Consider the following 15,517-nt stretch of genomic DNA (forward strand, 5'->3'; position numbering starts at 1 on the left):
TAACCCTCTCCCTTGGGCTCGGTTTTCTCCCTCTCCCCTTTGGGGAGAGGGCCGGGGTGAGGGGAAACAACGCTGAGGTACTCCCATGAAATTCCCGGTCCTGTTTGCACTTCTTGTCAGTACCCTGCAACCCGTATTCGCCGCCGCCATCCCCGTGCGCATCGCCACCGTGGAGCAGACCGCCCATGCCGCCGAGCGCCAGATCCCGGGCCGCATCGAAGCCATCCACACCGTTGAGCTGCGCGCCCGCACGGAAGGCGTGATTACCCAAATCCACTTCCGCGACGGGCAGTACGTGAAAAAGGGCGACGTGCTGTTTGAGCTGGACGACGCCGAGCCGCGCGCCGCCCTGCGCCTGGCGCAGGCCGAAGTGAGAAGCGCCGAAGCCACGCTGCGTCAGGCGCAGCAGCAGCTTTCCCGCTTTGAAAGCCTGGGCAGCAGCAACGCCATCAGCCGTCACGACGTGGACAATGCCCGCATGCAGCGGGACGTGGCGAGCGCCGCGCTGGAGCAGGCCAAAGCCCGCCTCGACACCCGCAGCGTCACCCTGAACTACACCCGCATCGCCTCGCCGATTGACGGACGCGTGGGGCACAGCAGCTTCCACGTGGGTAGCCTGGTCAACCCTGCCAGCGGCGTGCTGGTGGAGGTGGTCCAACTCGATCCCATCCGTATCGCCTTTGCGCTGGAAGAGAGGGCGTTTGCGGCCAAAGCCGGACAACATGCGGATATCAGCGCCATGAAGCAGGCCTGGCAGGCATTAATTGACAGCAACGGCCAGCGCGTCAGCGGTGAACTGACGTCGGTGGACAATCGCATCGACCCGCGCACCGCCAGCGTGATGCTGCGCGCCGAGTTCGCCAATCCGCGCCATCAGCTCCTGCCCGGAGGCAACGTAAACGTGACCCTGCGACCGGCAAGCGAGCAGCCGGTGCTGACCCTGCCTGCCGCCGCGGTCCAGCAGAACGGCGACGGGTTCTTTGCCTGGGTGGTTAACGCCGACGGCAACGCCGAAATGCGCCCGCTTAAGGTCGCCGGACAGATTGGCCAGCAGTTCCAGATTTCATCCGGCGTGAAGCCCGGTGAGCGAGCGATTACTGACGGCGCGCAGCGCGTGCAGCCCGGCGCTGCCGTCCAGATACTGAATTAAGGAGCCATCATGCTGACGTTTTTCATCAAACGCCCGCGCTTCGCGATGGTGATTGCGCTGGTCATCACCCTGCTGGGGGCCATTGCGCTGAAGATTATCCCGGTGGAGCAGTATCCGCAGATCACGCCGCCGGTGGTGAACGTCTCTGCCAGTTGGCCGGGCGCCAGCTCCGCTGACGTGGCGGAGGCCATCGCCACGCCGCTAGAGACGCAGCTGAACGGCGTGGACCATATGCTCTACATGGAGTCCACCAGTTCGGACGAAGGCACGTACAGCCTGAACATCACCTTTGCGGCGGGCACCGATCCGGACCTCGCCGCCATCGACGTGCAGAACCGCGTGGCGCAGGCCGTGGCGCAGCTGCCCACCGAGGCGCAGCAAAACGGCGTGCAGGTGCGCAAGCGGGCCACCAACCTGATGATGGGGGTAAGTCTTTACTCACCGAATAACACCCACACGTCGCTGTTCGTCAGCAACTACGCCAGCACCCAGGTGCGCGAGGCGCTGTCGCGTCTGCCCGGCGTGGGGCAGGTGCAGATGTTTGGCGCGCGCGACTACAGCATGCGCATCTGGCTGCGCCCGGACCGTATGAGCGCTCTGAACGTCACCACCGACGACGTGGCGCAGGCGCTGCGCGAGCAGAACGTGCAGGGCGCGGCGGGTCAGGTGGGCACGCCGCCGGTGTTTAACGGCCAGCAGCAGACCCTGACCATCAACGGGCTGGGGCGCTTAAGCCAGGCCGACGAGTTTGCCGACATCATCATCCGCGCGGGGGAGATGGGCCAGCTGGTGCGCCTGAAGGACGTCGCCACCATCGAGCTCGGCTCGCGCAGCTACAGCTCCGGCGCACAGCTGAACGGGCACGATTCCGCCTACCTCGGTATCTACCCGACGCCGTCCGCTAACGCCCTGCGCGTGGCCGACGCGGTGCGCGCGGAGCTGGAGCGCCTCTCGACGCGCTTCCCGGACGACCTGGTCTACGAGGTGAAATTCGACACCACCTCCTTTGTCGCCGCCACCATTAAAGAGATCGGCGTCTCGCTGGCGCTCACCATGCTGGCGGTTGTGGTGGTCGTTTCCCTGTTCCTGCAAAGCTGGCGCGCCACGCTGATTGTCGCCCTCGCCATTCCGGTGTCGCTGGTGGGGACGTTTGCCGTGCTCTATACGCTCGGCTACTCCGCCAACACGCTGAGCCTGTTCGCCATTATTCTGGCGCTGACCATGGTGGTGGATGACGCCATCGTGGTGGTGGAGAGCGTCGAAACGCTGATGGCGGAAGGGCAGAGCCGCACGGCGGCGACCGCGCTGGCGCTGCGCCAGATCGCCGGGCCTGTCATCGCGACGACGCTGGTGCTGCTGGCGGTGTTTGTGCCGGTGGCGCTCCTGCCGGGGATTGTCGGCGAGCTTTACCGCCAGTTTGCGGTGACGCTCTCGACTGCCGTGACGCTCTCAAGCCTGGTGGCGCTGACCCTGACGCCCGCCCTGTGCGCAATGCTGCTGCGTCCGCGCCCGGAGAAACCAGCGGCCGTTTATCGCGCCTTTAACCGCGGGCTGGACGCCACGCGCGGTTTCTACACCCGCATCGTGAATGTCTTAAACCTACGTCCGTGGCTGGCGCTGCTGGCCACCGCAGGCGCGGCGGCAGTCGTGCTGTTCAGCTTTACGTCGATGCCAAAAGGTTTCCTGCCGCAGGAGGACCAGGGCTACTTCTTCGCCAGCGTTCAGCTGCCGGAAGCGGCTTCGCTGGAGCGCACCGAAGCGGTGATGACCACCGCGCGGGAGCTGATCGCCCAAAATCCGGCGGTGGAGGACGTCATTCAGGTCTCCGGATTTAACATCCTCAACGGCACCAGCGCCTCCAACGGTGGGTTTATCTCCATCATGCTGAAGGACTGGAGCGAGCGTCCGCCGCTGGAGGAGGTGATGGGCACCCTGCAGCGCCAACTGCTGGCCCTGCCGGAAGCGACCATCATGACCTTCGCGCCGCCGACGCTGCCGGGGCTGGGCAACGCCTCCGGCTTTGACCTGCGCATCCAGGCTCAGGCGGGGCAGAGCCCGGCGGAGCTGGAGCGCGTCACCCGCGAGGTGCTGGCGAAAGCTAACCAGCATTCGCAGCTGAGCCGCGTGTTCACCACCTGGAGCAGCAACGTGCCGCAGCTGACGCTGACCGTTGACCGCGAGCGCGCCGCGCGTCTCGACGTGCCGGTATCGCGCATCTTCAGCAGCCTGCAAACCGCCTTTGGCGGCACGCGCACCGGGGATTTCAGCATCAACAACCGCGTCTACCACGTGGTGATGCAGAACGAGATGCAGTGGCGCGAGCGCGCAGAGCAGATCGGCGAGCTGTTCGTGCGCAGCAACAGCGGCGAGCGGGTGCGCCTGAGCAACCTCGTCACCATCACGCCGACCGTCGGCGCGCCGTTCCTGCAGCAGTACAACCAGTTCCCGTCGGTGTCGGTGAGCGGCTCGGCAGCGGCTGGGGTGAGCAGCAGCACCGCGATGGCGGTGATGGGTGAGATTCTGGCGGAGAGCCTGCCGGCCGGATACGACTACGCCTGGAGCGGCATGTCGTATCAGGAGCAGCAGACCGGCAATCAGGCGATCTGGATCGTGCTGGCGGCGGTGGTGATGGCGTGGCTGTTCCTCGTCGCCCAGTACGAGAGCTGGACGCTCCCGGCGAGCGTGATGCTCTCGGTGCTGTTCGCCATCGGCGGGGCGCTGGTCTGGCTGTGGATGGCCGGATACGCCAACGACGTGTACGTGCAGATTGGTCTGGTATTGCTGATCGCGTTAGCGGCCAAGAACGCGATTCTTATCGTCGAGTTCGCCCGCGCGCGGCGTATGGACGGAATGGCGATTGTCGATGCCGCGCGGGAAGGGGCCTCGCGCCGTTTCCGGGCGGTGATGATGACCGCCGTGTCGTTCATTATCGGCGTTCTGCCCATGATGCTGGCGACCGGGGCAGGTGCCCAGAGCCGCCGCATCATCGGCACCACGGTGTTCAGCGGCATGCTGGTGGCGACCGTGGTGGGGATCCTGTTCATCCCGGCGCTGTTCGTGCTGTTCCAGCGCCTGCGCGAGTGGGGCCACGGCCTTACGGACTCGTCGCCCACAGCTCGCAGTGCTTCTGCACCAGAGAAATCAGCGAGCCGCCGTCGGCGATAAACTCCCGCATGCGCTGCGCCTCGCTCTTGCCCTGCTTTAACAGCAGGGCAATTTCATTAATTGCGCTCGTCGCGCCAAGCTTCTCGGCCGACGGCGCAACCTGCTCCAGTAGCCAGGCGATATCTTCCGCCACGGTTTTGTGCTCGCCGGTGTGCACGTCCGTCAGGATCCCCTCCAGCCCGTAGCGACACGCCTGAAAACGGTTAAAGCGGTACAGCAGAAAATCTTTTTCCTGATGCTTATAAGGCCGCGTGGTCAGCAGCCAGTGGGACGTCGCCTGGATCAGCCCAGCGATGTTAATCGCGTGGCCGAGCGTCAGCGGCGTATCCATCACCCGCACCTCCACGGTGCCAAAATGCGGGCTGGGGCGAATATCCCAGTGCAGATCCTTGATGCTGTCGATCATGCTGGTGGAACTCAGGCGGCGGAACAGCCCCTCGAACTCCTGCCAGCTGTTGACCCACGGCATCTGGCCGTTATCCGGGAACCCTGAAAAGATGTTGAGCCGCGACGAGGAGAACTTCGTGTCGGTGCCCTGCATATACGGCGAGGCGGCCGCCAGGGCGATAAAATGCGGCACGAAGCGCGACAGGCCGTGCAGCAGGTAAATCGCGTCATCCCCGGTCCGGCAGCCGACGTGAACGTGCTGACCGAATACCGTTGCCTGCAAAATCAGATAGCCAAAGCGCTCCAGCGTGACGTTATAGCGCTCGTCGTCGCACACCTCCTGGCGCTGCCATTTCTGGAACGGATGCGTCCCGCCGCCGCAGATCTGAATGTGCTGCTCTGCCGCCGCGCGCAGGATGCTCTGCTGCATCACTGAGAATTGTGCCGCCGCCTGATCGATGGTCTGACACACGCCGGTGGCGATTTCGAGCATGCTTTCGGTGATGTCGTGTTTGACTTCACCGCCTTTGATGTCGTCTTTGACGGCGGCGATGAGCGCGGAGGAGTCCTGGCTCAGATCGTAGCCCGGCGGGTTAACCACCTGCAGTTCGAGCTCGATGCCGAGGGTGAACGGTTCAGAGGATTTGAAATCGGGTAAAGGCATGGCGCACTCCGTTGTCTGTAGAGTGTTGAGTATAGACAACGGGCGTGGCGCGCTCGTCTCAGGGTGGTATAACTGATAGCAGGCTTAGCAAAAGGGGAGTGACTCATGTCTGACTATCCAACGATTGCGCTGATAGGACCCGGTGCGATTGGCACCACCATTGCCGCAGTACTGCATGACGCTGGCCGCACGCCGCTGCTCTGCGGACGGACCGCACACGCGGCGTTACGCCTGCGCCATGATGAGGGTGAAACGGTGGTGCCCGGTCCGGTATTAACCGATCCGACAGCCATCACGCGCCCCGTGGACCTCGTGTTTATCGCGGTGAAAACGACGCAAAATGCCGATAGCGCCGGGTGGCTGCGCGCGCTGTGCGATGAAAATACGGTGGTCTGCGCCCTGCAAAATGGCGTAGAGCAGAAGGCTCAGCTTGAGCCTTTGGTCAGTGGCGCGACGGTGCTGCCGTCGGTGGTCTGGTTCCCGGCGCAACGCGAGCCGGATGCTTCCGTCTGGCTGCGCGCCAAACCGCGCCTGACGCTGCCGGACGTGCCTCAGGCGCAGCGGGTGGTCGATGCGCTTCGCGGTACGCGCTGTGAAGTTGAACTCTCGGCTGATTTCCCCACCGTCGCCTGGCGCAAGCTGCTGCAAAACGCGGTCGCCGGGCTGATGGTGCTGGCCAACCGCCGCGCCGGGATGTTCAGGCGCGAGGATATCAGCGAACTTTCGCTGGCCTACCTGCGCGAGGGGCTTACTGTCGCCCGCGCGGAAGGGGCGAAGCTGAACGATGACGTGGCGCAGGAGATCCTGGCGAACTTTCAGCGTGCCCCTGAGGACCTGGGTACGTCTATTCTGGCTGACCGTCAGGCCAACCGTCCGATGGAGTGGGACATCCGTAACGGCGTGATCCAGCGCTACGGCCGCAAGCACGGCATTGCGGTGCCCATCAGCGACGTGGTGGTGCCGCTGCTGGCGGCGGGGAGCGAGGGGCCGGGTTAACGGCCGCTGTTTTTCCGTTCGGCAAAGTAATGCGCGGGCGTGCTGCCCATCGCTTTTCGGAACATGGTGATAAACGCGTTCACGGATTCGTACCCGAGCGTTGTCGCCACGTTCTGGACCGGCACGCCGCTTGCCAGCTCCCGCAGGGCAATAATCAAGTGCAGCTGCTGGCGCCATCGCCCGAAGCTCAGCCCGGTCTCGCGCTGCATCAGGCGTGCAAACGAACGCTCGCTGAGGGCAAGCCGTTTCGCCCACTCCTTCAGGCTGCTTCTGTCCTCAGGTCGGCTGACCAGCGCGTCGGCCATGGCGCGAATTTTCGGGTCGGTTGAGACCGGCAGGCTCAGCTTCTGCTGCGGCATGCTGGCAAGCTCATCAAGCGTGACCCTGATTAGCCTGGAGACATGGCCGTCGGGCGGATAATCAACGCCCTCGCGGGTTAGGCGATCGACCAGCTCCTTGATCAGCGGCGAGATCGCCAGCGTGCAGCATCTCTCCGGCAGCGCCGCCGCGCCGGGCTCAATAAACAGATAGTTCAGATGCGCGTTCCAGGTCGCTTTGGCACTGTGCGGGATCCCCCCTGGGATCCAGACGGCGCAGTCTGGCGGCACGATCCAGATGTCATTCTCCGCGTAACAGCTGACCGCACCGTACCGGGCAATAATCAGCTGTCCTTTCCGGTGGCTATGCACCGGTACTTCCGCGGCGTAGTCCACGAAGTCCAGATGACGCGCCACCGCCGGGCTGGCGGTAGAGTCGGGGTCATACAGCGTAGTAGCAGATTGAGGCTTCACGATTCTGGCAACATTTAGGTATTTTTTGACAGAATAGAGTATTTAAGCGGGTCTGCAAGCCGGTAATAATTCCGGCATGAAAAACGTCTTCTCTTATCCCGTGCGCCTGCCCGCCGCGCTGCAAAACGACGCGGGGGCGCTGATCTACGCCGCGAAGAGTTTCGCCGCGGCGATGCTCGCTTATTACATCGCGCTGTCTATCGGCCTCGAACGCCCCTCATGGGCGATTATTACGGTTTACATCGTGTCGCAGACGTCGGTCGGGGCATCGCTCAGCAGAAGCCTCTACCGGCTGGCCGGTACGGTTGTCGGGGCCAGCGCGACCGTTCTGATTGTGCCCACCTTCGCGAATACGCCGATCCTGTGCAGCATGGTGCTGACGGGCTGGATCGTATTCTGCCTGTGGCTCTCCCTGCTGGAGCGCACGCCCCGGGCCTATGCCTTTGTGCTGGCGGGCTACACCGCGAGCCTGATTGGTTTTCCCGCGGTATCCGATCCCGGCGGCATCTTTAACGTCGCTATTGTCCGCGTGCAGGAGATCGCGATCGGGATTTTCTGCGCGGCGCTGATTCACCGCTACGTGCTGCCCGCGCGGGTATCAGGGCTGTTCAACGCTAAATTATCCCAGACGCTACAGGCCACGCGCGAGCGGGTGGCGGATACCTTAGCGGGCAAGCCCGATGCGGCTTCCGGCCCGCTGCATCTGGCCCTGGCGCTGCAGTTCCTGCAGGGCATAAGCCACCATATTCCGTACGATTTTGCCCTCTCCGCCCCGGTGCGGCAGGCCAGAAAAGCGATTCACGACCGGCTGGCGCGGCTCGTTATCGTCAACTGTGAACTACACGATCGCCTGCCAACGCTTGAAACCCTGCCCGCCGACGCGCAGGCGTTGCTGGAGGACGTTCAGGCCTGGCTGGCCGCTGAAGGCGCGGGTGCCAGCAGCACGGCAGAGGCGCTGCGGCTCCGCTGTGCGCTTCTCATCGATCGGTATGCCGCGCAGGCGCAGACGTTTGACGACGCGCGGCTGGTCAGTTTTATTCGCTACCTCTCGGAGGCGATCGCGCTTCTGCTGCAGTGCGAACGTCTTTCCGGGGCCATCCTCCACGCCAAACCCGTCTTTGGGGAGAGGCAAACCCGCGCGGCGAAAGGCTACGTTTTCCACCGCGATCCTCTTACCGCGGCCCGCACGGCGCTGGGGGCTTTCGCCATCATCCTGAGCGGCTGTCTGGTCTGGATCTTCTCAGCATGGCCGGATGGCGGTACGGCGGTGTCTATCCTGGGGGTCTGCTGCACGCTGTTTGGCAGCTTCGACACCCCGGCCCCCCACATTGTGAAATACATCATTGGCTCGTTCTGGGGCGTGGTGATTAGCCTGTTCTACAGCTTTGCGCTGCTGCCGCTGGTGAGCGATTTCCCGGTGCTGGTGGCGGTGCTGGCTCCTGCGTATCTTCTGGCCGGGTCGCTTCAGGCGCGTCCACCGACCACGTTTATGGCGATGGGCATCACCCTGACGCTGCCCATTCTGTGCGAGCTGGGGGCGCACTACAGCGGAGACTTCGCCGTTGCGGCCAACACCGCCATCGCGCTATTTGCCGCGACCGGCTTTGCCGTTATCAGCATGAGCCTGCTGCAAACCGTGCAGGCGGATGGTGCCATCACGCGTCTGCTGAACCTGTGCCAGCGCGACATTCGCCGCAGCGTGAAGGGCACGCTGCGGGTTGACGAAACGCACTGGATCAACCTGATGATGGACCGAACCGCCCTGTTGCTGCCGCGACTGCAGCGCAGCGAGCGCGCGCCAGAGCAGGCGCTCGATCGGCTGTTACACGCGCTGCGTCTGGGGCTGTCGGTCATGTATTTACGCCGCAGTGACGCACCGCCCGGCAGGGAGGTTGACGCACTTTTTCATAGGATAAACGCCGCAGACCGCAACGCCTTACGGGAACGCATCGTCACCCTTGTCGAGCGCCATCTGCCTGCGGCAGATGAACATACGCGCCAGTTTGTCTTCAGGCTGGTGGATCTGCACTGTGCATTACGGGAGCCAGACCATGGTTAACGATCTCAATATCGGCGGGGTTTTTATCCCGGGGTTGCTGACGGTCGCCCTCGCGGCGCTGGTCTGTACGCTAAGCCTCGTCGCGCTTTTCTCTCTTAGCAGGGGCTACCGGCGCTTGCCGTTTCGCCCGCTGATGGATGTTTCAACCTGGATTGTCACCTTTTTCCTGCTGATGCAGGGCCTGACCGCGTTGGGGTTATTGTCATGAAATCACTGCTCTCTTTACTGGCTCGCTATGCGCTGACGTTAAGCGCCGTCGCGGCGGCTACGCTTCTGGCCTTTAAGATGTGGAAACACTACGCAGAAACGCCGTGGACCCGCGACGGGCGCGTGCGTGCGGATGTGGTGCAGATTGCGCCGGACGTCTCCGGGCCCGTCATCAGCGTGGCCGTTCGGGATAACCAGTGGGTGAATCGGGGCGATGTGCTTTACACCATCGATCCGCGCTGGCTCAAGCTGGCGGTGGCAAGCGCGCAGGCTGATGTGGAGTCGAAACGCCATGAGATGCTGATGCGCCAGGACGCGGCCCATCGCCGCACGCTGATTAAAAACGCCATCTCCGGCGAGGATTTGCAGCAAACCGGCAGCGCGGCGAACGTCGCGGCGGCCAATTATCACGGCGCGCTGGCCGCGCTGGATCTGGCTGAGCTTAATCTGGCGCACGCCACCGTCCGTGCGACGGTTTCGGGGTACGTTACGCACCTGCGGCTGCGGCCCGGAGACTACGCGACGGCGGGGGAGACAAAGGTCGCCATCGTCGATGCCCACAGCTTCTGGGTGGTGGGGTACTTTGAAGAGACCAAGCTGCGCCATATTCGCGTTGGGGATGCTGCGCAGGTTGTGCTGATGGGATACGAGCCGGTCATCACGGGGCACGTGGAGAGCATCGGACACGGGATTGGGGACAGCAACGACGAGACGGGCGGGCTGGGTCTGCCCGACGTCGAGCCTACCTTTAGCTGGGTGCGGCTGGCGCAGCGCGTGCCGGTGCGTATTCATATCGACAGGTTGCCGGAGGGGGTTGAACTGGTGGCGGGGCTGTCGGCGAGCGTGGCGGTGGGGCGATAATCTGGGGATAGTCAGCCTTAAACACATATGCGAAACTTACCGCTTCTGAAAATATGTGGTGGGACCCGCTCAATGTCAGAACAACATTCGCAGTGCCTTTTCAGTGAAGGACTGATCTCTTTTCCTGAGGGATATCAGGATCGTACCGTCAACGTATTTGCGCCGCCCGCTGCGGATGCACCGGCGTTCAACATCTCCCGCGATGCTCTCAACGCTGGTGAAGCGCTTGCCGCGTATATCGATCGCCAGCTCGCCCTGATGGAAAAACACATCAAGGGCTGGAAGCAGGGTGAGCGCAGCGCCGCTACGCTGGGCGACGACCTTTTACAGGGTGAAACCGTCCATGCTACCTACCTGCGCGACGGGAAACGCATATGGCAGCAGCAGGCCGTATTTAACGTCGACAGCAATAACATTCTGGTGTTCACCATGACCTGCACCCGCGCGCTGGGCGATGCTGACAGCACGCTGTTTGGCGATCTTCTCAGGAGCTTCCGCTTCCACCATTAACACCAGGGACAGTTGTTATGTTTGAAGCAGCACGCGTTGGTGATGATATCGGCCACTCCGGTGCGCTGGCCGGGATGATTGCCGGAACGATTGTCGGCGGCCTGATTGCCGCCGCCGGGGGCATTCTGGCGGGGGCCATGTTTATTGCCGGACTTGGTGCATCCTGTCTTGGCGTGGGCGTCCTGCTCGTCGGCGCCAGCCTGGCCGTGGGGTATTACACCGGGGAGCTGGCGACCGCCGCCCGGGACAGCATCGCGGACGCCGGGGCATCCAGCATGACGAAGAAAGGCGTCATCACCTCCGGTTCGCCCAACGTGTTTATCAACGGTAAACCCGCCGCCATGGCCACGGACAGCGCGGTGAAGTGCTCTGACGATGGCTCGCAGCAGATGGCCGAAGGCTCTTCACGGGTCTCTATCAACGGCCTGCCTGCGGCACGCATCGGGGATCGCACCACCTGCGACGCGAAGGTGATGACCGGTTCGGACAACGTCATTATCGGCGGCGACCCGCAGCAAACCCTCCCCATTCAGTCTGAAGTCCCCGAGTGGCTGTATAAAGTCTCCGATCTTACTCTGCTGTTTGCCGGGCTTATCGGCGGGTGGGGCGGTGCCGCTGGTAAAGTCGGGGCGCTCTCTAAGCTGCTGGGCAAAATCCCCGGCATCAATAAGCTGGCCCGTATCGCCTGTCGCGCCGGCACGCTGATGACAGGCGTGGCGGCCGCAGGGATCATCGCCCGCCCGGTGGATATCGTCAGCGGACAAAAATTTCTCAGCGGGGATGATGAGCTGGACTTCGTCCTTCCTTCCCGCCTTCCGGTGCGCTGGCAGCGCTACTGGCGCAGCGGCAACCCCGGCGACAGCGTGCTGGGCCGCGGCTGGAGCCTGTTCTGGGAAAGCCGCCTGGAGCCTTACCAGGACGGCCTGGTGTGGCGCGCGCCGTCCGGCGATTACGTCGCCTTCCCGAAGGTCCCGAAAGGGATGCGCACCTACTGCGAAAGCGAAAAAAACTGGCTTGAACATCACTCTGACGACAGCTGGTCGGTGTATGACGTCAGCGGCGAGCGCTGGCACTATGCGCCGCTGCGGGATGATGCCCCGTCACTGCTTCAGCGCATCTCTGAACCCTGCGGCAACGAGATCCTCTTCGAATGGAATGCGGATCATACCCTGCATGCCCTGACCGACAGCGCGAGCCAGCGCGTGGTCTGCCGCTACGACCGTGACAGGCTCGTCGGCGCATGGCTGGATGACGAGATCTGCCTGGTCAGTTACGCTTATGATGAACAGCGCCAGCTGGTCTCCGTGACCGGCCGGGGCGGTAGCGTGCGCCGACGCTTCCGCTGGCAGGACGGGATGATGAGCGCCCATGAGGACGCCAACGGCCTGCTGAGCGAATACCGCTGGCGGGAGATTGACGGCCTGCCGCGCGTGGTCGGCTTCCGCCACAGCGGCGGCGAACAGCTGGCGTTCGAATACGATTTTGAAAATGGCATCCGCCGTGCTATCCGCGATGACGGCGCCCAGGCGCACTGGCTGGTCGACGACGACGACAACGTCGCGCGCTTCACGGATTACGACGGTCGCCAGACGACGTTTGTTTACCGCGACGGCGAGCTCTGCGACGTTATTCTGCCCGGCGGCGCAATGCGCCGCAGCACGTGGGACAAATACGGCCGCATGACCAGCGAGACGGACCCGGCGGGCCGCCGCACCGAGTACCACTGGCATCGCCTGACCGACCGCATCACCCGCACGGTGTACCCGGACGGCACCTCATCGCAGGCCATGTACGACCTTCGCGGTCGCCTGCTGTCGGAAACGGATCCGGCCGGTAGCACCACCGCGTATGGCTATCCTGACGATGAAGAAAACCTGCCTGAGAGCATCACCGACGCCACAGGTGGCGTGGTGCGCCTGGTCTGGAACCACCAGGCGCTGCTGACGCAGCGCACCGACTGCTCCGGCAGCGTGACCCGCTTCACCTACGATCGATTCGGGCAGCTGATTGCCAGCGAGGATGCGGAAGGGAATATCACGCGCCGGGAGTGGAGTGGTGCCGGGCTGCTGAGCGTCGTGATCCATCCGGACGGCAGCCGCGAGTCGCTGGTGTGGAACGAACGCGGCCAGCTCACGGGCTGGCGCGACCCGCTGGAAAGCGAGGTGAGCTGGGCCTACAACGCGCTCGGCCTCCCGGTCAGCCTCACCGACCGTATTGGCCGCGTGCGCCAGTGGCGCTACGATCCGCGCGGCAACCTGCTGCGGCTCGATAACGGCAACGGGGCGGAATACCGCTTCACCTACGACGCCGTGGGCCGCCCGCTCAGCGAAACGCGCCCGGACGAGACCGTGCGCCATATGGAATGGGACGCGCGAGGGTTCCTCTGCGCGCTCGAAGAAAACGGCCGGCCTGCCGCCGACGGCGGTATCGCCCGTCGCGTCCAGCAGTTCAGCTATGACGACAGCGGGCTGCTGATCGGGCGTACTCAGCGCCACGCGGAGTACCGCTACTTCCGCGACCTGAGCGGCCAGATTACCCGCATCCGCCGCACGCCGACGGCCGAAGGCGTTGCCCTGGGTATCGAAAGCGATGAGATCGCATACCGCCACGACGCCGCCGGGCGCGTGCTGAGCGAGTCCGGCATTAACGGCGCGGTGGGCTACGAGTGGGATGCCCTGAGCAACCTGACCGGCCTGACGCTGCCCGGCGAGCAAAAGCTGGCCTGGCTGCACTACGGCTCCGGCCACGTCAGCGCCATCCGCTTCGGGCAGCAGCTGGTGACCGAGTTCACCCGCGACCGCCTGCACCGCGAGGTGCGCCGCACTCAGGGCGCGCGCGAGCAGCTCCGTCAGTATGACAGCCTCGGAAGACGCACCCTGCAGCGCAGCGAGCTGAGTACGGACGTGACCCTGCCGGAGCAGGAGCTACTGGAACGCCTTTATCGCTACACCGCACGCGGTGAGCTTTCCGGCGTCAGCGACACCCTGCGCGGTGAGGTGGACTACGGCTACGACGCCGAAGGGCGTCTGCTGAAGCACTACGAGGCCCGCCAGGGGCACAGCCGCGCGCAGTTCAGCTACGACGCCGCGGATAACCTCGCCGCCAATGACGATCCGGTACCGGTCACGGATAACCGCCTGCAGCACTGGCAGGCGCTGTTCATGAAATACGACCACTGGGGCAACCTGGTCAGCCGCCGCAACGGGCTGTATGAACAGCATTATGCGTATGATGCCGAGAACCGTCTGGTATCCGCCCGGGGAACCGGGCCGGAAGGGCGGTTTGAGGCGCGCTATCACTACGACGCGCTGGGCCGCCGCACGCGCAAAATCGTCACCACGACGCACGGCACCACCGACACCCGCTTCCTGTGGCAGGGCTACCGCCTGCTGCAGGAGCAGCAGGAGAGCGGGCTGTACAGCACGTATGTATACGACCCGAATGAAGCCTGGAGCCCCCTGGCGCGGGTGGACCATCTTCGTGACCAGAAGAGCGGTGAGATTTACTGGTTCAACACTGACCTGAACGGGGCGCCGCTGGACGTGACCGACGAGCGCGGCGCGGTGCGCTGGAGCGGCCAGTACGGCAGCTTTGGCGAAGTACATCATCAGAGTGAAGGATTCTCGAGGGTTGTGAATCGCTCGGCGATGGCACACCAGCCGCTGCGCTATGCCGGGCAGTACGCTGACGGTGAGACGGGACTGCACTATAACCTGTTCCGCTACTACGACCCGCAGGTCGGGCGGTTTATTGTGCAGGATCCGATTGGGTTGAACGGCGGGTGGAATCTTTATCAGTATGCGCCGAACCCGTTGGGGTGGATTGATCCGCTTGGATTGTCAACCTGTTCATCCAAAGACTCATATGAACAGGCCAGAAATAAAGCTCTGAAATGGTTAGAAGAGCGAGGATTTAAAGCCGAAAAAGTTAACACAGGCAAATTTGGTTCGACTAAAGGTCAACCTGTCGGGATGACAACAATTGATGGAAAAACAGGTTTTAGAGTTGAGTATGATGAACGAAGTGGAGCTCATATCAATGTGTTTAGCGGTAAAGATAAAGGGGAGCACTTCATGTTTGATGCGGCTGAATCCGTTGTGACAAAAATTCAAGATTTATTTAATTTACCATCAAAACCATGGAGAGGCTCTTAATGACGCTCGATGATGAAATCAGGAAGGAAATATCTTTGCTTCCTGAACAACCAGAAATTGTGGATGACTGGGAACACATTGCGGATAAGTTATCCGATAGTTATAGTTGGGCTGGTTCAAAAATTGACTGGTCAAAGACCAATGCTCATAGGTCTTTAGAACTACATGGGGACTATAAGGATTGGTTGGTAGATATAAAGAGATTCATTCATGATACTGATGTTCATGATGTGATTTCAAATAGTGATGAGATTTACTATATAAATGATTCGTCTCTTGATTTTTCTGTCAGGTTGAATCCCAAGCAGTTTTTTTTATTTCTTGATATGGCAATAAAAAATATCCCTCAGCATCATTATTTTTTTGATAGAGAAAATAAATGGTGTCTAGTGATAAGTGCTGAAGGATATATTGATTTCGGTTTCTCATGGTCAGATAAAAAATGATTGAAATGGGAGGTTCATCCTCCCAGGACGTTTTAGGTAATGTTTTTGATTTGATAAAAAACCGGGGCAAGAGTCTTACGGTGATGGTAATGTCCCTCTGAGACTATTTTAAAAAGAACATTCGAAA

11 protein-coding genes are annotated in these 15,517 nt (G+C 62.3%); 9 read left to right on the forward strand and 2 right to left on the reverse strand.

The window, feature by feature from the left end:
- Positions 1 to 85 precede the first annotated feature (85 nt).
- Both GXP72_RS05560 and GXP72_RS05565 read left to right on the forward strand, forming a co-directional pair.
- Positions 86 to 1,150 (forward strand): efflux RND transporter periplasmic adaptor subunit, encoded by a 1,065-nt coding sequence (locus tag GXP72_RS05560; protein WP_090417920.1) that lies wholly within the window; start codon positions 86 to 88, stop codon positions 1,148 to 1,150.
- Positions 1,151 to 1,159: 9 nt separating this feature from the next.
- Positions 1,160 to 4,315 carry an efflux RND transporter permease subunit gene (locus GXP72_RS05565; RefSeq protein ID WP_090417917.1) on the forward strand — a complete coding sequence of 1,052 codons (3,156 nt, stop codon included), beginning with the start codon at positions 1,160 to 1,162 and terminating at the stop codon, positions 4,313 to 4,315.
- Here the strand turns inward: GXP72_RS05565 and GXP72_RS05570 are convergent.
- Entirely contained in the window at positions 4,245 to 5,366 is a 1,122-nt protein-coding gene (locus GXP72_RS05570) for a YbdK family carboxylate-amine ligase (RefSeq protein WP_024906908.1), read from the reverse strand. The genes GXP72_RS05565 and GXP72_RS05570 overlap by 71 nt on opposite strands.
- Before the next feature lie 105 nt (positions 5,367 to 5,471).
- Here GXP72_RS05570 and GXP72_RS05575 point away from each other — a divergent pair, with 105 nt between their 5' ends.
- Positions 5,472 to 6,362, forward strand: a complete 891-nt coding sequence (locus GXP72_RS05575) for an oxidoreductase (protein WP_208763582.1) — start codon at positions 5,472 to 5,474, stop codon at positions 6,360 to 6,362.
- On the opposite strand, the gene GXP72_RS05580 is transcribed toward GXP72_RS05575, so the two are convergent.
- Positions 6,359 to 7,153, reverse strand: coding sequence for a helix-turn-helix transcriptional regulator (locus GXP72_RS05580; protein ID WP_061715819.1), 795 nt, complete (start codon positions 7,151 to 7,153; stop codon positions 6,359 to 6,361). The two genes, GXP72_RS05575 and GXP72_RS05580, sit on opposite strands and share 4 nt — an antisense overlap.
- Positions 7,154 to 7,229: 76 nt before the next feature.
- On the opposite strand from GXP72_RS05580, the gene GXP72_RS05585 reads away from it, so the two are divergent.
- From GXP72_RS05585 to GXP72_RS05610, 6 genes are all read left to right on the forward strand, one after another.
- Positions 7,230 to 9,212 (forward strand): FUSC family protein, encoded by a 1,983-nt coding sequence (locus GXP72_RS05585; RefSeq protein ID WP_208763583.1) that lies wholly within the window; start codon positions 7,230 to 7,232, stop codon positions 9,210 to 9,212.
- Positions 9,205 to 9,420: a DUF1656 domain-containing protein gene (locus GXP72_RS05590; protein WP_024906912.1), complete on the forward strand. Its 216-nt coding sequence runs from the start codon at positions 9,205 to 9,207 to the stop codon at positions 9,418 to 9,420. The genes GXP72_RS05585 and GXP72_RS05590 overlap by 8 nt, the downstream gene beginning before the upstream one ends.
- On the forward strand, positions 9,417 to 10,280 hold the full coding sequence (locus tag GXP72_RS05595; protein WP_208763584.1) for an HlyD family secretion protein: 864 nt from the start codon (positions 9,417 to 9,419) through the stop codon (positions 10,278 to 10,280). Before GXP72_RS05590 ends, GXP72_RS05595 begins: the two co-directional genes overlap by 4 nt.
- Positions 10,281 to 10,352: 72 nt before the next feature.
- The gene (locus GXP72_RS05600) at positions 10,353 to 10,790 is read left to right on the forward strand and encodes a DUF1795 domain-containing protein (RefSeq protein ID WP_048993217.1); all 438 of its coding nucleotides are present in this window, start codon (positions 10,353 to 10,355) and stop codon (positions 10,788 to 10,790) included.
- A gap of 17 nt (positions 10,791 to 10,807) precedes the next feature.
- On the forward strand, positions 10,808 to 14,944 hold the full coding sequence (locus GXP72_RS05605) for an RHS repeat-associated core domain-containing protein (protein WP_244319942.1): 4,137 nt from the start codon (positions 10,808 to 10,810) through the stop codon (positions 14,942 to 14,944).
- Positions 14,944 to 15,390: a hypothetical protein gene (locus GXP72_RS05610; RefSeq protein WP_024906918.1), complete on the forward strand. Its 447-nt coding sequence runs from the start codon at positions 14,944 to 14,946 to the stop codon at positions 15,388 to 15,390. Before GXP72_RS05605 ends, GXP72_RS05610 begins: the two co-directional genes overlap by 1 nt.
- The last annotated feature ends 127 nt before the right edge of the window (positions 15,391 to 15,517 follow it).

Source organism: Enterobacter sp. SES19, from assembly GCF_011765665.1.
Classification (GTDB): domain Bacteria; phylum Pseudomonadota; class Gammaproteobacteria; order Enterobacterales; family Enterobacteriaceae; genus Enterobacter; species Enterobacter pseudoroggenkampii.